Origin of the sequence: Hymenobacter crusticola, assembly GCF_002154225.1 — a bacterium.
GTDB lineage: Bacteria > Bacteroidota > Bacteroidia > Cytophagales > Hymenobacteraceae > Hymenobacter > Hymenobacter crusticola.
In genome coordinates this window covers 47,962-67,474 of the sequence record NZ_MTSE01000006.1, presented here as the reverse complement: position 1 = coordinate 67,474, position 19,513 = coordinate 47,962, and the positions used below count along the sequence as shown (strand labels likewise).

The window sequence follows — 19,513 nt, the reverse complement described above, 5'->3', positions numbered from 1 at the left end:
GTTGTTCAGAGCACCCTCCCTTATTCGGCGTCCGCTGGCGGAAGGAGGGCGAGACTATCGACGGCGTGCTGGTACAAGCTAGGGCAAGTTACTGGGATATGGCTACGGTGCCTGCGCGCAGAGCGTGTGTTTAGTGATTTTGTGCAAACATCGCTTTTGACCCGCGTAGTAAGACAATTTTCCAGCACACTTCTGAATCCTGCCTATTATTCTGCTTGGCTCTGAATGGCCGTGATGATGACGGTGTTAAATACGTCGTCCACGGTGCAGCCGCGGCTAAGGTCGTTCACGGGCTTGTTCAGACCTTGGAGCACAGGGCCGATGGCGAGGGCGCCGGTTTCGCGCTGCACGGCTTTGTAGGTGTTGTTGCCGGTATTTAGGTCGGGGAAAATCAGGACGCTGGCCTGGCCCGCCACTTCGGAATTGGGCAGCTTTTGCTTGCCCACGATGGGGTCTACGGCGGCGTCGTACTGAATAGGGCCTTCCACTTTCAGGTCGGGGCGCTTTTCCTTCACGAGTTGGGTGGCTTTGCGCACTTTGTCCACGTCGGCGCCCTCGCCGGAGGTGCCAGATGAGTAAGAAAGCATCGCCAACCTAGGTTCGATACCGAAGCGCTGGCTGCTCTCGGCCGAGGAAATGGCAATTTCGGCGAGTTGCTCGGCGGTGGGGTTGGGGTTCACGGCGCAGTCCCCGAACACAGCCACGCGGTCGGGGAGGCACATGAAGAAAACCGACGACACTACCGACACGCCCGGCTTAGTTTTGATGAACTGCAAGGCCGGCCGGATGGTGTGCTGGGTGGTGTGCACTGCCCCCGACACCATGCCGTCGGCGTGGCCCTTGTACACCATCATCGAACCGAAGTACGACACGTCGCGCAGCATATCGTAGGCCATGTCCATGTTCACCCCTTTGGCTTTGCGCAGCTCGTAGAACGTCTGGGCGTAGTCCTCGTAGTGCGCCGAGTTGGCGGGGTCAACTAGGTGCAAATGATCGTTGTTCACTTCCAAGCCTAGCCGTTTGAAAGACGCCGTGATTTCCTCTGGACTCCCTAGGATGGTCAGATCGACGATGTCTTGGTGGAGCAGGCGGGCGGCGGCGCGCAGAATTCGGTCGTCGTTGCCCTCGGGCAGCACAATGTGGCGACGTTGGCGCTTGGCCCACTGCAGCAGTCGGTACTGGAACATGTGCGGCGTGATGCCAGCCGATTGGAACGCGGCAATGCGCTGATCCAAGGCGTGCACATCCACGTACCGCTCGAAGGTCTGGATAGCTAGGTCAATCTTCTCGCGGTTGTCGGGCGTGATGCGCGACTGAATGGCCCAGAGCTGCGCCGACGTTTGGAACGTACCCGTCTTGACGGCAATGATGGGCAGCACCGTTTGCGAACCTTTAATAAGGCGCATAATCGGCTCCTCGGGCAACGAATCGGCAGAGAGCACAATGCCGGCTACTTTGGGGTAGCTCGCCGATACATTGGCCTGCAACGCGCAAATAATGATGTCGCCCCGGTCGCCGGGCGTCACGATCAGCACGTTTTCCTTCAGGTAATTCAGGAATTTGGGTACCTGCATGGCGCCCGTCACGAAGTTATCGACTTGGTTGGTGAGGAGCTCTTCCCCAAAAAGTAGCGTGCCTCCGAGCTGCTCATGAATTTCCTTCATGGTGGGGTTAAGCAGGTTCTTATCCTCCGGAATGACGGCTAGGATAACGTCCGCGGGCAGTTGAACGCGCAGCAGCTCTCGCACATCGTCTACTTGTTCGGGGTTGATCTTATTGGCCACAGCCGCCAGCACTTGCACCTCCCGGGCCTCGAAGCTGCGCAGGGCCGTAAGCATTGCACTCACGACCTGTGCTGTAGTTTTGCCCGTGCCCGAGATGATGAGCAGCACCGGCGTACCTAGGTTCTTGGCAATGGAAATATTGGAGTCGAACTCGTAGGCGGTGCCCTGGCCCAAAAAGTCGCTGCCCTCCACCACCATAAAGTCGTACTGATCTTCGAGCTGCTTGTACTTCCGAATGATGGTTTCAATCAGTTCACCTTGCTTGTCGGACTCCAGCAAGCGCAACGCTTGGGGGCGCGTGTAGGCGTAAGTAGCCTCGTAGGCCACCGGCAGCTGAAAGTGGCTGCGGATGGTTTCGATGTGCGCATCTAGTTGCTCTTGTGGGCCCGCGTTGATGATAGGCTTGAAGTACCCGATCTTCTGCGCTTTGCCTAAGAGCATGTTCACAAGCCCGAGCGCAATAACCGATTTGCCGCTATACGCCTCGGCGGTGGCAATAAAGATACTTTTCGTCATACCCAAATGGTGTTTGAAGCTAGCATGTGGCTGCTACGCTTACGCATATTGTGCAGCTAGGGTGGCTAAGGTGCCGAACAATGCGTAATGAACGACAAGGAACGGACAACTTCAATCGGTTGGCGGCGCCTTGTTTTTCGGCCAAGGTTTTATAGGCGAATCGGCAACACCTGGGCGAAGCGCCTACGTAAAGGAGAAGCAGCACTACGCACCTAGGAGCCACCGTGAGCAAGAGGAAGTTGCACAAGCTGCTGTGGCCTACACCTGTGGTCAACTCTATCCTTTACACCTGAGAAATGATGCTGGAACAGCAACAAAACCCGAACGAAACGTCGTGCGATCCATCGCGGCGGCAATTTATCAATCAAGCTAGCCGCGGCCTCATGGCAATGGGCGTAGCGGGCGGCCTTCTTGGGGTCGTGGACAATGCCGAAGCTAGGCCGGGGGAGGCCGCTAGCAGCCTGTGGCCCCAAGGCACCGGCCCAACCGATGTGCAGCTCCCCGAAATCCACGCCAAGACCGAACCCAAAGGCGGCGGCGTACCGAACCCGCAGCCGGTCGATCAGCGGGTGGGCTATGCTGTGGTGGGGCTAGGTCACCTCACGCTGGAGGAAATCTTGCCGGCCTTATCGGAGAGTAAGAAGTCGAAGCTGGTGGCGCTGGTGAGCGGCTCGCCCGACAAGATGCAGAAGATAGCCCGCCAATATGGTATTAAGCCCGACAACTGCTACAGCTACGAAACCTACGACAAGCTCAAAGACAACAAAGAGGTCGAGGTGATTTATATCGTGCTGCCTAACTCCATGCATATGGAGTACACCGTGCGCGGCGCCAAGGCGGGGAAACATATTCTCTGCGAAAAACCCATGGCCAACTCCGCTAAGGAGTGCGAGAAAATGATCGAAGCCTGTGAGAAAGCCGGCAAGAAGCTCATGATTGCTTACCGCATTCAGTACGAGCCTATGAACCGCAAGGTGCAGGAACTGGTGCGCAGCAAAGCCTATGGCAAAACCAAGATGATTGAGGCCATGAACTGCCAAAACCAGGGCGACCCGAACCAGTGGCGGCAGAAGAAAGCCCTAGCTGGTGGCGGCGCCCTCCCCGACGTGGGGTTGTACTGCCTGAACACCGTGCGCTTCCTGCTTGGTGAGGAGCCGAGTGAGGTAACTGCCCAGCTCTACAGCACGCCTGGCGACCCGCGCTTCAGAGAAGTAGAAGAGAACGTGACGTTTACGCTGCGCTTCCCGAGCGGTGTGCTCGCCAACTGTGCCACCGGCTACGGCAGCTACAACGCCAAGCGCTACCGCGTGTACGGCGAAACTGGTTGGATTCAGATGGATCCGGCTTTCAGCTATCATGGCTTGAAGCTGGAGCGCGCCAACGCCGACCCGGAAGGCAATGAGAGCAAGGCCGCCGTGAGCATCGGTGAAAAGAATCAGTTCGCCCTGGAAATGGACCACTTCTCGGAGTGCGTCAAAGCAAACAAACAGCCGTACACGCCTGGTGAAGAAGGTTTGCAGGACCAGCGCATCATGGAGGCCATCTACCAATCGGCGCGCGAGGGCGGCAAACCCGTAAAGCTGCCTTCCGTAGCCAAACAAGACGCCTTTCGCGGCTCGCCACCAGTAGCCTCGAAGTAAAAGCTAGGATCTGGCTCTTCTTGAAAAAAGAAGGGGTGCCAGATCCTAGACTTAGCTTTCTAGTCTTCTAGCGCCGGTTTCTCTTCTTCCCATTACCTCGTATCAAATGCCCGACAACGCTTCTGCTAGCTACCAAAATCCCGTTCTCAACGAAGATTTTCCGGACCCTACTCTGCTTCGCGCGGCCGATGGCTTTTATTACGCCTACGGTACCCAAACCAAGTACCGCGGCACCATTATCAACCTGCAAATAGCGCGCTCCACGGATCTTGTACACTGGGAATTGCTAGGGGAGGGGTTGCCCGAAAAACCGAGGTGGGCTAGCGCGACCCAGCGCATTTGGGCGCCCGACGTGCGTGAGCACGACGGCCGCTACTACCTCTACTACTCGGCCCAACCCGACTCCAACGAGGGCCTATGCCTTGCCGTAGCTATTGCCGACTCGCCGGCTGGGCCGTTCGTGGACATGGGCGAGCCGCTGCAATGCGGGGAAGGATTCCTGAACATCGACCCAATGTTGTTCGACGATCCGGCCACGGGGAAGCGGCTGCTTTATTGGGGTTCCGGCTTCGGTCCACTGCGGGTGCGCGAGCTAGCCCCCGACCGGATGTCGTTTGTGCCGGGCACCGAGGAAATTGAGCTAGTGCAAACCATCCAGGAAGATGACCCGAACAACTACGACCGCCTGATCGAGGGCAGTTGGGTGGTACTGCGCGATGGGTGGTACTATTTGTTCTACTCCGGTAATAACTGCTGCGGCGACGATGCTCATTACGGCGTGATGGTCGCTAGGTCGCGCGATGCGATGGGCCCGTTTGAAACCCTGGCGCAGGCCACTGGGCAAGGGCACAGCGCTATCTTGGAAGGCAACGAAAAATGGCGGGCACCTGGCCACAACTCCATTGTGACCGACGCCGCCGGACAGGACTGGATAGCCTACCACGCCATCGACACGGCCCAGCCCACCTTCGATGCCATCAACGACGAGCAAGGGTATTCCCGCCGCGTTATGCTGCTCGACCGCATTGTGTACGAGAATGGCTGGCCCAAAGTGGTACCCAACGACGGTACTCCTTCGGTGGACAAGGTGCCAGGCCCTGTGCTATAAGTTAGCTGCGCCACCGCCCCGAAAGAGCTAGGGTCACACAAGTTCTTTCGGGGCTGTCTCTTCGACCGGTATCGGCTCGCGCTTGTTGCCGATAATGAAGCGTAAGCCTTTATCGAGACTGAAATAACTCCAGGTCCAACTGATAAATACGGCCAACCGGTTGCGGAAGCTGACCAGCGAAATAACGTGTACAAACGTCCACATCAGCCAAGCCAAAAAGCCTTGGGTGCGAAACTCCTTATGGAAGAGTTTCACATCAGCCACAGCATGGTTGCGGCCAATGGTTGCCATGGCTCCTTTGTCGTCGTAATGAAACGTGTCTAGCGCGCGCTGGCAGAGTAGATTACCGATGTTTTTGGCGAGCAGCTTGCCCTGCTGAATGGCCGGCTGCGCTACCATTGGGTGCCCTTCGGGATACTCAGATGTGACCATCGCGGCGATGTCACCGATGGCGAATACGTTGTTGTAGCCGGTAATGCGATTGTGCTCGTCGACTTGGTAGCGGTTGCCTTTCAAGATGCTTTCCTTGCGAATGCCTTCGATAGGGGCCCCCGAAACGCCAGCGGCCCAGATCAGGGTACGCGTAATCAGCGTTTGGCCGGTGTTTAGCGTCACGGTGTAGCCATCGTACGACTTCACGCGGCAGTCCAGCATCACATCTACCCCAAAGTTCTGCAAAAACTCCAGCGCCTTCTGCGAAGCTTCCGGCGACATACCTTTCAGTAGCGTTGGGCCGCTCTGAATTAGGTGGATGTCCATTTCTTTGAAGTCGAGCTCCCGGTAGTCTTTGGGGAAAACGTGCTTGCGTAGTTCGCTGAGTGCACCTGCCACCTCTACGCCGGTAGGGCCGCCGCCCACAATCACAAAATCGAGCAGGCTGTTTCTTTCTACCGGGTCCTCCACTTGCAGGGCCTTTTCGAAGTTGTTCAGCACGGTGTTGCGGAGCATAATGGCATCCTCCACCGACTTGATAGCCACCGAGTTCTTTGCCATTTCTTGGTCGCCAAAGTAGTTGGTGGTGGCGCCCGTGGCAATAACTAGGTAGTCGTACTTGACGAGTCCGATGGAGGTCTTGACCACCTGCGCCTCCGTATCAACGGACTGCACTTCGGCCATGCGGAAAAACACGTTTCCTTGGTCCTCTAAGATCTTGCGGAAAGGCGATACGATGTCATCGGCATCGAGGCCCGCCGTGGCAACTTGGTAGAGGAGGGGCTGGAAGGTGTGGTAGTTCTGCTTGTCGATGAGCACCACCTGCACGTTGACGTGGCGCAGCGCTTTGGCTAGCTCCAAACCGCCAAAACCACCGCCGACAATAACAACGCGCGGCTTGCCTAGCTCTTCAATTTTGGCATGCTCATCCATAAAGCGACTGAGTAACTAAGTGACGGAGCGACTGTGCGGGCGCTTGAACAACACGCAGTTGCTCAGCCCCTCAGTCTCTATTCCGTTACTCCATTCTGAACGGTATAGTTACATGAACCGAGAACCTAGGTCGCCCGGCTGAGCAGTAGGAAAGGTTATTGATCATTTTTAGATCTTGTCCTGACGGATTAAGGCCCGGTAGACGCGCACAAGATTGGCCTGCGATACGCCAAAACGATAGAGCACGCAGATCAGTCCGAAGATGCTTTGCAGACGAATAATGCCGTTGTCGAGGTACTTGCGCGCCGACGTGGTAACGACGCCCGGCAGCACCCAAAAGCGACCGTAGCGGCGCAGGCGCCCAATGATTTCTTGGTCTTCCATTACCAGTAGCTTTTCCGAGTACCCACCTGCCCGCTCGAATACGTCGCGACGCACAAACAGACTTTGGTCGCCGAAGCGGAACAGGTTTACATCGAAGCGGGTAAACCAGGCGCTGGCCCGCAGAAACCAGTGGTCGTGGTCGAATGCTAGGCGGTAGCAGCCGCTACCGTAGCCCGCCGCTACGGCCTGGCGAATAGCCGCCGCAAAACCGGGCGGCGGGTACGAATCGGCGTGTAAAAAGTATAAGATAGCACCCGTAGAAGCAGCCGCGCCGAAGTTCAGCTGCGCAGCCCGCCCTTTGCGTGGGCACTGCACCACCTTGGCGCCGGCCGCCTGCGCCAGCACTGCTGTGTCGTCGGTGCTGTGCCCGTCGGCTACAAGTATCTCGAGCAGATGCTCGGGTGCGCAGAGTGCCCGGAGCCGCCGGACTAAGCTGCCAATCTGATCGGCCTCGTTGAAGGTAGGAATAATAAGGCTGATGGTGAGGTCAGGCGTAATTCCTTCTGACATAAAAAGCTAGGGCAAGCACGAAGCGGGCGGGTAGGGCAAATACGAACAACGAGGATGAAGCCGTTGAACAACTCCGGCCAGTGGCGGTTAACAAAGGCTGAATAAACTGTTTCTGCCGCACATTCCTTCCACCAGCCAGCGTCTACTTGTTTCATAATGCAGGCTGGCCCGACTTTGGAATAGCCGCCGGAGCTGTATGGTTGCCCACTTTGGCTAAGCTAGGTCATCCACCGCTGGGGTGGTTGCTGATGCGGAAGCAGGGGAGCAACGCGTGACCGATTGATTTTGTTTGCATACCATGTTTCATCGTTGTTGGCTGTTGCTGAGCGCGTTTTTGCTGTTTGGGTGGCATGCAGCCCTTGCGCAATCCGACACGCTAAGCACTCCATTGTATAAGCGGCCGCACGTATCCCGCAACCAAGCCATTGCCCTGACGGGCGAGCGGGATATTCGCGACGTATTTCACGCGTTTTTTCCCCGGCCGGTGGAGGTAGATAAAGACACGTTGAGCTTATCGGCCGACCGCAAGTTTGTTTGGATTATCCCGGCGCCGGGCTATACGCAGCAAACCCGTGGCCTGATTCAGCTCACCGGCAACGTATCGTACCACGAGCAAGACGCGAACATGTCGACGCTCATTGCGGCGCTGTCGTACACCCAAAACCGCCAGATCATTTTCACGGCCGCGTCTTCGATTTGGAAGGCGCAAAATCGCATCAATTGGGTGGGCGACTGGCGCCTGATGCACTATCCGCAGAATACCTACGGTCTCGGCATTCACACTTCCACCCGCCAGCCGATTGCGATGGACTACGAGTACCTGCGCTTCTACCAAAGCGCGCTGTTCAAGGTCCGGCCTAGCTTTTACGCCGGCCTAGGCTATCAGCTCGATTACCATTGGAACATCGAGAGCCAGAACAAAACGCAGGAAGTAACCAGCATCTCCGACTACTCGCTTGGGGTGAAAGGCCACTCCATTTCATCCGGCGTCGCCATGACGTTGCTCTACGACAGCCGCGGCAACGCCATTAACCCCGAGCGCGGCTTCTACACCAACTTGGTGCTGCGGCCCAACCTGAAACTGCTCGGCAGCGACACTAACTTTCAATCCCTGTTGCTAGATGTGCGCAAGTACCTGCGGGTAACTGATACTGGCAATGTGCTGGCCTTTTGGTCGTACAACGCGCTAACGCTGCACGGCAACCCACCCTTTCTGGATTTGCCTAGCACTGGGTGGGATACCTACAGCAGCATAGGGCGTGGCTTTATTCAAGGGCGATTTCGAGGCAAAGATCTGCTGTATGGAGAGGCTGAATATCGTTTTGGGCTCACCCGCAACCGTTTACTCGGCGGGGTGCTGTTCACGAATGCCCAAGCCGTGTCGGAGCGCGTGACGCACAATTTTGAGAAGGTGGTGCCCGCCGCCGGCTTCGGCCTACGCCTGAGCATGAACAAAGTCTCGCGCACGAACCTGGCGGTGGATTATGGCTTTGGCGCCGATGGCTCCCGCGGCCTTACCTTCAACCTAGGGGAGGTGTTTTGACGAAAAGTAAAGGAGTAACTAAGTAATGATGAACGTCACTACTCAGGTACTCCAAGGCGTCATTGTTCTTTATAAATTCGTCATCCAGGCTTTGCGCAGGGCTAGCTGCTCGGGGGTGGCGTTGGGCATCACGGAGAAGTCATAAAACTTTACATCTTCGCGCTCTAGGAGACGGCAACGTACTTTCTTCTCCGCGCCTTCGTGCCGAATGGTCATATCATATGCCTGGCCGGGCTTGCTGGTTTTGATCTGGTCGAGTGTTGTCCGAAAATTATCAGCCCGAATGGGCGTACCCTGGTAGGCCACTAGCTGGTCGCCGTTGGTCACGCCGCAAGCCTGCAAGTCGGGGCTGATGTCTTTGAAAGTGGTGACCCCACTGAGCGTCATGAAGCTGCTACCTAGGTAGCCCACCTTCTGGCCCGTGTGCAGCACCGGCGTGTACTGAATGCCCACCTTCGCGAAGTACTCGGCCAAGGGTAGCGGTTCGGCATTCTGGACGTAGCGCTTGAAGAAGTCTCCGATTTCGGGGTAAGTCATCTGCGTAAACTCCTGGAAAAAGGTCTTTTCGTTGAACGGCTTGTCAGGGCCGTACTTTTTCGTCAGATCCAGAATTACCTCGCGCAAGCCCCGTTTACCACCGCTGAGCTCCAGCAGGCGCAGGTCGAGCAGGGCGGCCGTCACGGCGCCACGCTGGTAGATGTTGCCGTACTGGCGCTGGCCTTCATCGCTGAATGAGTTCAGACCTAGCTTGCTCAAGGAGTACGTGGTGTCGGCAGCGTGATGATCGTAGTTCACCTTGGCGCTCAACTCCTTCAGGTAGTCATCCAGCGTCATTAAGCCCCCGCGCAGCTGCATCAAGTCCGAGGCCCATTCCGTTGTGCCTTCGTAGAGCCAGAGGTGCTCCGAACCGGTAGGTTGTACGAAGTTGAAGTGCTCGATAATCTCTGAGTGAATGTTCAGCGGCGTTACCACGTGAAAGAACTCGTGGGCCGCTGTACTGGTAATACTGGCGGCTTTCTGCGGCGTGAGCGGCGATTCGCGGGCGGCGTACTCTGAGCTGTAGGAGTGCTCCCAAGCTCCAGCGTCGCGATCCTCGAAGTCGTAGAGGAACGTGTAGCGCTTTACTGGCAGCTGCACCAAAAACTTCTGCGCGGCGTCCAGCATCTGCTGCATATTTTGGAGTAGGGGCTGGGCCTGAATCATATCGGTTTGGGAGTAGCAGTACAGCGCTACCTCCGCGTCACCTAGCTTCGTTGATGATTCTGTGAGCCGGCCAAGCAAGATGGGCGAATCCACGATGCGGTCGTAGGTGGCGGCCGTGTAGTAGCCCTCGGCATCCTGCGTGAGGGGTGTGCCCACTTTCCAGCCACTGGGGTAGTTCAGCTTCACGCGCAAGGGCTTGGCTTGCCAGCCCTGCGGGTACCCAAACAGGCACTGGCCGTTGAGCAGCGCATGGCTAGCATCGAGCTGCGAGCCGCACATGCGGTATACTTGGTGCTCCGGAAACGGCGCATTCCAGGTTTTGGCAATAGTATAGCGGATCTCGCGTACTTTCTCCGGCTTGAGAAACTGCCACTGGTTGGTGCTGATGTGCTTCACCTCCAATGGCTTGCCCTTGCTATCGAAGGCTTCAAACTTGCGCACAAAGCGGCCAATATCCATCACCTGGTACGTGCCCGGCGCCGTGGCCGCAAACTGGTAGACGCTTTGCTCTTTTCCTAGCTTCGGCACTGCTAGCTTCACCTGAAATTGATCTTGCGCTGCCGGATCGACGTCGACGGTGTAGGTCAATACTTTTTGAGCGTGCGTGGGCGCCGCCGCTAGCAAGAAGCCGGTAAGCAGGCCTAGGTGAAGGAGGTGTTTCATGAATGCAAAAGAGGGAGATGCCTCAACGAGCGGTGTGCCCTGTGGACTTCGCTACTAGTAGGAGAGTTAAACTTGACTCTGCAAGGTAAACAAAGGATGTGACCGCCGACTAGCGCCATCGCCTATAAGCGGCTCGCGGTAATAGCTAAGCTGAACTAAAACACGAAGTAAAAGAGCCTGCCTATCGCACTGTACAAGAGCCTTCCCTAGGGGCTCTTTCTCGCAAACGCACAAGCAAGAAGATTGTACTATTAGCAAAGCACGTATTAGTAATATATTATAAAATTAATATTTATTAATAAATACGCAAGTTGTTGAGCTTGAAAAACCAATGTAGCGACATGGGTTAACTAATTCATTCTAAACGACATATTATTTTATATAACTATTTCAGTAACGATGTTGATAGGAAAAAGAATATTTATCTAAAATGGTATTATTCAAATTTATCCATAGGATCGGGTATTGCTGTAGGCATACAGAGTAGGTTATTTAGTAGAAGTTAGTGAATGACTTATACTGTATTTCCCCTCTGGATGAAAACATTTTCTACCCTTTTATCTACTTATTCTCGCTCACAGCGGCTACGTTTTAGCCTATTTACTTTGATGAGCGGTGCGGTACTGACGCCCGCCTTGGCGCAAACGCTGCCTGCTGGTTTTCCGCGTAATGAGACGTTTAAAGGAAACACCGCCGCAAACTTTGAATTCGGCGGAACCGCTCGCTTGACCGGCACGAATACGATCGGTAACGACTTAAATGGGCAGGGCTACTTACGCTTGACAGATGCTTCCACATTCCAAGCAGGCTACGTGGTCGACAAGGTGGGTTTTTCGTCGTTGGCAGGTTTCACCATTTCCTTTGAGTTCTTCTCGTACGGTGGCAACGGGGCCGACGGCTTCAGCGTGTTTCTGGTAGATGCCGATCAGCCGAGCACAGGATTCCGCATTGGCTCTACAGGTGGCGCACTTGGGTATGCCCAGCGCAACATCACCCCCATCGCAGATGGCGTTTCCAAGGGCTATATCGGTATTGGCATCGACGAGTACGGCAACTACGCCAACGGCTCAGAAGGCCGCGTAGGGGGCTACAACAACACAACAGATAATACCACCTTTCCTAACGCGGTATCTATTCGGGGCGCGGGTAATGGCTCCTCCACAACCGATTATCCTTACCTAACGGGCACTGGTGCTAACGCCCTAGGGTTCCCGCTGGCCGTTGCTACGACGCGGGCTCAACCGGGTTCGGGTGACTACCGTCGTGCTTTCATCGACGTGGTAGCCAGTGGCACGGCTCCTAACCAGACGTATAAAATCACGGTGCGCATTCAGCATGGTAGCCAGGTGCGCACGGCCGTCGAAAACTTCACCGTGAATACGCCTCCCGAGCGGCTACGCCTAGGTTTCGCTGGCTCGACGGGTAGCCTAACGAACATTCACGAAATTCGGAACCTGAACATTGTGCGCGTGCCATACGCCAACAATGACATAGCGACGACCACTTACAACAGTAATTCAATTTCGATTGATGTACTAAGCAACGACGAGGCACAAGGCAGCAGTATCGATCCAGCTTCTATCGACTTAGATCCGAATACAGCTGGCATCCAAACCAGCCTTACGGTGCAAGGCAAAGGGACCTTCAGCGTCAATGCAGGGCAGGTGTCATTTAAGCCTGCCGGTACGTTCGCGGGCGTTGTCGAGGTGCCTTACACCATGCAGTCTATTCTTGGCGCCAGCTATACCTCTAGCCCGGCCAACATCAGCGTGACAGTGCAGGGAGCCGACGTAGCCACCACCCTAAGTGGGCCGTCGGTGGTGCAAACAAACTCGTTGGTGACCTATTCCATGGCCACATCGAACAGCGGCGCCCTACCTGCTACCAATGTGCAACCCACGATGCAATTGCCCATTGCAATGGCGCGCGGCCGAATTAAGGAAATAACCAACAACGGCACGTACAACCCGCTGACAGGGCAGGTAACATTCCCAGCCATCAGTTCACTGGATAACGGTGCCGCACCAGTAATGAACTCCGTTTCATTCCTTATGCCGGTGACGCTGTCGCAGACGCTCACCACCGAGGCTAGCTCGGCGTCGGCTGTGCCGGACCCAACGCCAGCCAACAACACCGCTAGCATGGTTGCGAAAATAGGCGCACCGCTCCCCGTAGAGCTTACCTCTTTCAGCGCGCGCGCCGACCGCGAAGATGCCCAACTGAACTGGGCCACAGCTTCGGAAAAAGATAACGACCACTTTGAGGTAGAACGCTCCACAGACGGGGTAAGCTTCAGCAAGGTAGGGCAGGTGCAAGGCAAAGGCACTACCTCCACCGCGTCGGCCTACGCCCACCGCGACCTGCGGGTAGCTCGTCTTGGTGCTAGGGTAATATATTACCGTCTGCGCCAAGTAGATACGGATGGTGATAGCAAGTATAGCAAGGTGGAAACGGTGCAGTTTGCAACAGCCAAAACATCAGTAAGCTTATACCCCAACCCAGCCTCTGGCAGCGCCACGCTCGACCTGACTGAGCTAGCCTCCGGCGAGTATACCATCCAAGTACTAGACATCACGGGGCGAGTAGTGCGCGAGCAGAAGCTGACCGGTGCCCAGGAGCACGCCTTCGACGTGCAAGACCTCCGCCAAGGCTCATACGTAGTACGCATACGCGGCGGAGCCACAAACGTAACGCTGCCATTAGTGCGTAACTAAGCTAGCCTCAATAGGTAATACTTCCGAAAAGCCGCCCTTCCCGCAGTGGAGGGGCGGCTTTTTCGCGTAGAATGCTCTGGAACAGTAGTTAACTAGTAAGCTAGGTCTGTTGGCTCAACTCTATTTGAGCTGCCGCGTAATTTCACTATACCTTTTCTCACCGGAGCTGCGCTCCGCTTTTCTTGTGTTTATGTGTGGCCGCTATACGTTCATCTCGCCTGCTCCGCTTATTGAAGAGCGTTTCGACGCAACCTTCACTGAACCAGTACCCGCTACGTACAACGCGGCGCCTTCGCAACGCTTACCTGTAATTACCAACATGGAACCCGGGCGTATTCAGCTGTTGCAATGGGGGTTGTTGCCTAGTTGGGTGAAAGACGTAAAAACCGCACCGAAACCCATTAATGCGCGCGCGGAGACGTTGCCGGAAAAGCCTTCGTTTCGGCAGTTGCTCCAGCGTCGTCGCTGCTTGGTGCTGGCCGATAGCTTCTACGAATGGCAGCAAACCGCTCCCAAGGCAAAAGCGCCCAAAACGCCCCACCGAATCTTATTGCGCGACGAACAGCCTTTCGCTTTCGCAGGGCTATGGGATGAGTGGGCCGATCGGACTACGGGCGAAGTGGTGCCTACGTTTACGATTATCACCACCGAACCGAACGACCTAATGGCCCGTCTGCACAATCGGATGCCGGTGATCCTACCTAACCGCCAAGCAGAGCTAGCTTGGCTCGACGATGGCGTGTCGGTGGCTGGCCACCAAGAGTTGCTACTGCCTTATGCGACGGAGGCCATGAAGGAGTACCCCATCACGACGCTCATAAATTCGCCCGCCAATAATACGGCCGCAGTCTTAGAGCCCGCCGCGTAAGCTAGCTTTTGCAGGGGCAGGCTAGGTCCTGATCAACGAGCTACTGCCTGCGTTTGCTATCCTTTCAAATGCAAAACGCCTCCTGCGGACAGCAGGAGGCGTTTTGCTTAGCTGAAAATACAACTATTTCTTGTCCGATACTGGCGCGGCAGACGAAGCAGAGTCGTCATCGGCGGCTTCAATGGCTTTTTTTGCTACAACTATCGCCACGGCAGCTAGCCCTGCAATACCTAGGATGAGTTGCGTAGTAGTGAAGCGCTGAGCCGCTTTCTTAAGCAGCGTACCGCCGTTTTTGAGCAAGTCATCTACTTTGTCGTAGTCGCCTTGGAAAACGACATGGTAGGCGCTTTCAAAAGTGCGAGCAATGTCTTCGGGTAAAATCTTTTCTAGCTGTTGTTCGACTTGGCTTTCCATAGCGGAGCTTGTTGACAGATGATTGAAAACAGCAATCGGTCTGGCCGACCACTGAGAACCGTGTACGCAGAAGTTACGTGGCGGTTGGCCGTTTGCTCAGACAAAGCCGGAAATACCACGAGGCTGTAGCGAGCGTATTTGGCCACAAGCTTAACCGTATTTTGCCTTTTACTGCGAGCCTATCTGAACACTCGCGGGGGCATACACGCAAAAAGCCCCGCCTGTCGGGCGGGGCTTTGCAAAACCTAGGCAGACCTAGCTTACTCGTACACCTTCACCACAAACACGTAGTCTTGCAGCTTTCGGATCTGCTGTGGGCGCGAAGTGCCGGCAAGCAGGTTGGTGCGTGGTAAGTTGTAAGGTTCCTTTGGGCTAGCGGATGCGAGTGAGTCAACGAGCTTCATCAGGTAAGACGACTTCGTCGCAAAAGCGGCACTTTGCACGTCCATCTGCCGGCCGCTTACGACCCCAATCAGGTTGCCCCGATCGTCGAGCAACGGGCCACCGCTGTTGCCAGGGTTCACCGGGATGGATATCTGGTAGAAAGCCGTGTCGCCTTCGAAACCGGAGCGGGCACTCAGCGAGCCATCGTTGAATACCAAATCTTCGCGTGGGTACCCTAGGGTGTACACCTTCTCGCCGAGGTCTGATTGACCGCGTTTAAAGGAATAAGGTAACCGCCTGAAGCCCGCAAAATCTTTGTCGCGAATGCGCAGAATCGCTAGGTCGTGGGCCACGTCGGTGAACACAGGCTCGGCGTGGTAGTGCTGCCGGTCGCGGCTTTCCACGAGCAGCGAGTCAGCCCCCTGAATTACGTGGTAACTCGTTATGAGGTAGCCGTCGGCGGTGAGCGCAAAGCCCGTACCGCTGAATTTACTTTGGTTAGCAGCCTCTGGCTTGCTGCCGTCGATCTGGTTGATGGCCCGGCCCATCGCCCGCTGGTTGCGCTTGATACGCTCTACCTCGCGCCGCAGCACGGTATAGCCGTATAGGGAAGAACTCTGCGATGCCCGCCACCATTCCAGACCTAGCAGGGTAACAAACACAGCCATCACCGCCACGGAGGCTGCAATTGCCATCGTGGCGCGATGGGCACTCCAGAACTCACGCAGCTTGCGCTCCATGGGCGAGATGTGCATCACCGGCATATTGGGGTTGCCGGTTTCCACCGTCGTTTCCGCGTCGGCCTCTGCATCAAGCGCTGCTTGGAAGGCTTTCAGCTTATTACGCGTGGCAAGCCGCTCGCCGTAGCTGGTAAGCGTAGTGGTCAGTTCCTCAAAATCATCATACCGCTGGGCAAAGCTAGGGTCGGCAGCAAGCCGTCGCTCCAGGTTGGCGCGTTCGGCTCCGGCTAGTTCCCCGTTTTGATAAGCGTCGAATAAGGCGTAGTAATCCGCTTCGGTCATCATAGTAGTAAGTGGGTGGGTGAGGCCCACAGTAGCATACCTTGCAACGCTTTTAGTAAGATTCTTCTTCCTTGTAGTGAGAGAAAAATAATTTTTTCAGGCGCACTAGGCACTTATATTTCTGATTCTTGGCGTTGTCGGCGTTGGTATAGCCAAAATCTGCCGTGAGCTGCTGCATCGAACGATCCAGCAAGTAAAAACCTTCCAAAAGCGAACGGCAAGGTTCCCCGATCTGCTCTAGCGCTTCCCCCATCAGGGCAAAGCGCCGGTCGCGCTCCTCGGCTTCGGCTAGGTCGGCCTCGGCTCCGGTTTCGAGGAAGGGCTCGTGGTCGTCGAGGCGGCCACCAAAGCGGCCTTTCTCGGCGAGGCGTTTCAACCACAAACGGCGGCACACGGCGTATAGGTAGGTCTTGATCTGGCAGCTAAGTTCCAAGGAACCGTCGCGTACTTTCTCGTAGAACACCATTACCCCCTCCTGGTACACGTCCTTGGCTTCGTCTTCGGTGCCGCTGTTTTGCAGCACAAAGTGAGAAACCATCGGCAAGTGTAGCCGGTAGAGTTGGGCTAGCGCCCGGTCGTCGCCGCGACGGATAGCCGTCACAAACTCTTCATCGGTGTAGGAAGGTTGACCCTTACCCATTCGCTTTGCTTGTTAATACGTTGCAGCAGGTCTGGTAACCCGCCAAAAAAATATTTTTCATCTGTGGGTTACCTTCTAAGAATGCCGGTATGAAGGACGTTTTTCAGACAAAAAGTTTTCAAACTTAACATCAAGATGAAGAATCTCCTGAAGGTATCTGCTCTAGCTTTCGCATTCGCTACCGTTCTAACTTCGTGCGAGTCGAAGCCCGCTGAAACTACCACTACTACTGAATCGACTTCGACTGAAGCTTCGGCTCCTGCTACTACCACGGATTCGGCTTCTACTACGACTACTACCGATTCGGCTGCTGCTGGCGCCATGACTGCTCCTGCTGAAGGTGGTGCTACCACCACGGAAGGTGCAACGACTGCTGGCACGACCGGTACGACTGGTTCGACTACTGCTCAGTAAAGGTAATCATGTGCCGGTATATGCCGGCGCACACGAACAAAAGGCCCGTATTCCCCTCAGAATGCGGGCTTTTCTTTTGTATTTGTAATATTAGTTAATTTATATATTAAATACATAAAGTAATTTAATCTTGCCGTTTGTGGTTTGTGGCGGCCTTTTTGTAGATATGGCTGTCGTACAACTCCCCATTCTATCGTCCTACTTCTACCGTGCAAGCCGCCATATCTTTATCAGTCACCACCGATACTTCGGTGGCCTCTGTGCCTGTTGTGAGTATTTCTCCCAACCTAACCTCCGAGCGCCCGGGCCACAGCAAGCCAACTAAAAACGTCTTTGCCCTAGGTGATTACCTGATTGGCGATACCGAGGATAATATGCTCAGTGGGCACCCGGATATTCGCTATTAGAAAAGCCGGCGTAATTCCGAAAAACGTATACCAGCGTCAACGGCAGAACCGCGGCTAACTTTGCTTTGCCGCATGGCTGTTCACCAGAGTTTCTTACTCAACAAAGCCTCGACGCTAACTGCTGATTATAGTTTCTCCTCGAGCCAGAGTGTACCAGCTGCAAGCAGAAACAAAAGAAAAAACCATACGCTAGGCCACGCTTCGCGCGTGCTAACTGACGTCCCGGCGAGGCTAGCCTTGGTTGTAGTCACCCGCATAGCTGCAGCCTGTTGCCGGCTACGTAGCTCAGGCAACTGCCAGCTTTGGTGATCATAGACGTAAAACCAACCAGGCGTTTGGCCCGCCGCTTCCACTCGATGCCAGCCAACTTGAGTAGGCCAATAGTAGGCCGTACTCCACTCAGGCAAGCGAGTATCTTGTTGGAGAGCTACGCGCACGGTGCTTTGCGCCGGCTCTACTACTTTGGGTTGAGTTGCCGGAAAGGTAGCCGCTAAGCGCAACGTGAGTGGGCTGTTCGGCTTGGGCCAAGCATCTAGCACTTGCCAACGAGCCGTTGGCGCCAACGGACGAGCCGCCGCCGTAAGCAGACGGCTCCAATAGGCCTCGTAGGCCGCGGCGGCATTTTGCAATGCCCAGCTGTAAGTAGCCGGCAACACCGAAACCACTACCGTACCAGCTCCCAGGCGCGCTGCTCCCACAACAGAATGCTGTTGCGCATCAGTGATAAGTGGACGCAGCAGCGGGGTTGGCCGCAACACGGCGGGCACGAGCGTGGTCAGCTTACCAGGGCTACCGGGCCATTGCACGGGCTGCGGGGCCGCAACACTAACAGGCCGCGCCACCACGGCAAAATCGGTGCGGGCGGGCGAGGTGCGGGGTAGGGGAGAAGGGTCGGCGAGCAGCAAGAACCCTAGCCCGGTGGTACGGATGGCATTTTGCAGGGCTTGGCTTTCGGCGCTTGTCAGCGCCCCGACGCTACCGGCGTCAGCTAGCAGCACATCATAACGGGCCAGCACCGGAGCCGTTAAGCGGCTGATGTCCTGGGTGGGCTGATTCAAAAACTCCGTCTGGTTAAGGCCCCGGCTAAGACCGGTACGCAACGCAACTACGTGTTGGCGGCTAGCCAGATGGCTCTTCAGAAATCTGAACTCAAAGGAAGGAGTGCTAGCTAGCATCAGCACCCGCAAGGGCCGGGTTGGTAACACTTCCACGGGCACTGGTTCGCGGGCTAGCTCCTGGCCATCGCGGCGAGCAAGCAGCTCATAGACGTTCCGACCAACAGCCCGGGGTTGGTAGTGGAGATGAAAAGCGCCTTGAGTGGCGGGAAGCCGCACTGAGTCGCGGTGGCTGCCAGCAGCGCTCAAATAAACCCAGGTAGATTGCTTCTGATCCGTGGGGGCTTGTTCGAAAAAGCCTTCTACCTCTACTGTTTGTCCCAACGCCACCTGCCGGCTCCATTGCGCGGTGCGAAAGCCTGCTTTGGTGGCGGCCGGGTGATGCACCACGCCAAGCGAACCTAGCTCCGGCAGATCGGCAACTGGCAGCCCTTGGCCAAGTACATGTAATTGACGCAAGGTCGGTAATTGCTCCCGCAGTGCTAGCAGGCTGCTTAAAGCAGGCGTATCCGTCGCAGTGGTAGGGCGGTAGCGCCATACGCGCGTCGCCGGACCTAGGTGCCGCAACAGCTCCTGAAGTGTATCGGCGGAATAATTGTCGGTGAGCAATACTGCTGCTTGGCGCGTGCCTGCCACCGGATGCGTAGGCGGATAAGCCGTCAGCCACAAGCCGGCCACGGCCAGCACGCTCGCTACAAGGCGCAGCGCGAGGTGCTGCCGATTAGCCCGGCGCAGTGCTGCCACGACAAGCCCGATGATCAGGACGACACAGAGCGTAAGCAGAAGATAAAACGGAAACGAATGAGGCATGCTGGTGGG

General features: G+C 55.9%; 15 protein-coding genes. 7 read left to right on the top strand and 8 right to left on the bottom strand.

Annotated features, from left to right (window positions below; translation table 11 throughout):
• Window positions 1-206 precede the first annotated feature (206 nt).
• A complete protein-coding gene (gene pta, locus BXP70_RS13215; protein ID WP_086594572.1) occupies window positions 207-2,300 on the bottom strand; it encodes a phosphate acetyltransferase in 2,094 nt (697 codons plus the stop codon).
• A gap of 296 nt (window positions 2,301-2,596) precedes the next feature.
• On the opposite strand from pta, the gene BXP70_RS13210 reads away from it, so the two are divergent.
• Window positions 2,597-3,940 (top strand): Gfo/Idh/MocA family protein, encoded by a 1,344-nt coding sequence (locus BXP70_RS13210; RefSeq protein WP_086594571.1) that lies wholly within the window; start codon window positions 2,597-2,599, stop codon window positions 3,938-3,940.
• A gap of 106 nt (window positions 3,941-4,046) precedes the next feature.
• The gene (locus BXP70_RS13205) at window positions 4,047-5,048 is read left to right on the top strand and encodes a glycoside hydrolase family 43 protein (RefSeq protein ID WP_086594570.1); all 1,002 of its coding nucleotides are present in this window, start codon (window positions 4,047-4,049) and stop codon (window positions 5,046-5,048) included.
• A 33-nt stretch (window positions 5,049-5,081) separates the two neighbouring features.
• On the opposite strand, the gene BXP70_RS13200 is transcribed toward BXP70_RS13205, so the two are convergent.
• Window positions 5,082-6,413, bottom strand: a complete 1,332-nt coding sequence (locus tag BXP70_RS13200) for an NAD(P)/FAD-dependent oxidoreductase (protein WP_086594569.1) — start codon at window positions 6,411-6,413, stop codon at window positions 5,082-5,084.
• Window positions 6,414-6,581: 168 nt separating this feature from the next.
• Entirely contained in the window at window positions 6,582-7,307 is a 726-nt protein-coding gene (locus BXP70_RS13195; RefSeq protein WP_086594568.1) for a TIGR04283 family arsenosugar biosynthesis glycosyltransferase, read from the bottom strand.
• Between the two features lie 298 nt (window positions 7,308-7,605).
• Here BXP70_RS13195 and BXP70_RS13190 point away from each other — a divergent pair, with 298 nt between their 5' ends.
• Entirely contained in the window at window positions 7,606-8,850 is a 1,245-nt protein-coding gene (locus BXP70_RS13190; RefSeq protein WP_086594567.1) for a BamA/TamA family outer membrane protein, read from the top strand.
• A 69-nt stretch (window positions 8,851-8,919) separates the two neighbouring features.
• Here the strand turns inward: BXP70_RS13190 and BXP70_RS13185 are convergent, their stop codons facing one another.
• Window positions 8,920-10,716 carry a M61 family metallopeptidase gene (locus BXP70_RS13185; protein WP_086594566.1) on the bottom strand — a complete coding sequence of 599 codons (1,797 nt, stop codon included), beginning with the start codon at window positions 10,714-10,716 and terminating at the stop codon, window positions 8,920-8,922.
• Window positions 10,717-11,324: 608 nt separating this feature from the next.
• Here BXP70_RS13185 and BXP70_RS13180 point away from each other — a divergent pair.
• Both BXP70_RS13180 and BXP70_RS13175 read left to right on the top strand, forming a co-directional pair.
• Window positions 11,325-13,430, top strand: coding sequence for a T9SS type A sorting domain-containing protein (locus BXP70_RS13180; protein ID WP_179197685.1), 2,106 nt, complete (start codon window positions 11,325-11,327; stop codon window positions 13,428-13,430).
• A 190-nt stretch (window positions 13,431-13,620) separates the two neighbouring features.
• On the top strand, window positions 13,621-14,298 hold the full coding sequence (locus BXP70_RS13175) for an SOS response-associated peptidase (RefSeq protein ID WP_086594749.1): 678 nt from the start codon (window positions 13,621-13,623) through the stop codon (window positions 14,296-14,298).
• Between the two features lie 123 nt (window positions 14,299-14,421).
• Here the strand turns inward: BXP70_RS13175 and BXP70_RS13170 are convergent, their stop codons facing one another.
• From BXP70_RS13170 to BXP70_RS13160, 3 genes are all read right to left on the bottom strand, one after another.
• On the bottom strand, window positions 14,422-14,712 hold the full coding sequence (locus tag BXP70_RS13170) for a hypothetical protein (RefSeq protein WP_086594564.1): 291 nt from the start codon (window positions 14,710-14,712) through the stop codon (window positions 14,422-14,424).
• Between the two features lie 260 nt (window positions 14,713-14,972).
• A complete protein-coding gene (locus tag BXP70_RS13165) occupies window positions 14,973-16,121 on the bottom strand; it encodes a S1 family peptidase (RefSeq protein ID WP_086594563.1) in 1,149 nt (382 codons plus the stop codon).
• 49 nt (window positions 16,122-16,170) lie between these two features.
• Window positions 16,171-16,758, bottom strand: coding sequence for an RNA polymerase sigma factor (locus BXP70_RS13160; protein ID WP_086594562.1), 588 nt, complete (start codon window positions 16,756-16,758; stop codon window positions 16,171-16,173).
• 135 nt (window positions 16,759-16,893) lie between these two features.
• Here BXP70_RS13160 and BXP70_RS13155 point away from each other — a divergent pair, with 135 nt between their 5' ends.
• Both BXP70_RS13155 and BXP70_RS13150 read left to right on the top strand, forming a co-directional pair.
• On the top strand, window positions 16,894-17,172 hold the full coding sequence (locus BXP70_RS13155; protein ID WP_086594561.1) for a hypothetical protein: 279 nt from the start codon (window positions 16,894-16,896) through the stop codon (window positions 17,170-17,172).
• Between the two features lie 209 nt (window positions 17,173-17,381).
• Window positions 17,382-17,579: a hypothetical protein gene (locus BXP70_RS13150; protein ID WP_086594560.1), complete on the top strand. Its 198-nt coding sequence runs from the start codon at window positions 17,382-17,384 to the stop codon at window positions 17,577-17,579.
• Between the two features lie 125 nt (window positions 17,580-17,704).
• Here the strand turns inward: BXP70_RS13150 and BXP70_RS13145 are convergent, their stop codons facing one another.
• On the bottom strand, window positions 17,705-19,504 hold the full coding sequence (locus BXP70_RS13145) for a hypothetical protein (protein ID WP_086594559.1): 1,800 nt from the start codon (window positions 19,502-19,504) through the stop codon (window positions 17,705-17,707).
• Window positions 19,505-19,513: the final 9 nt, after the last annotated feature.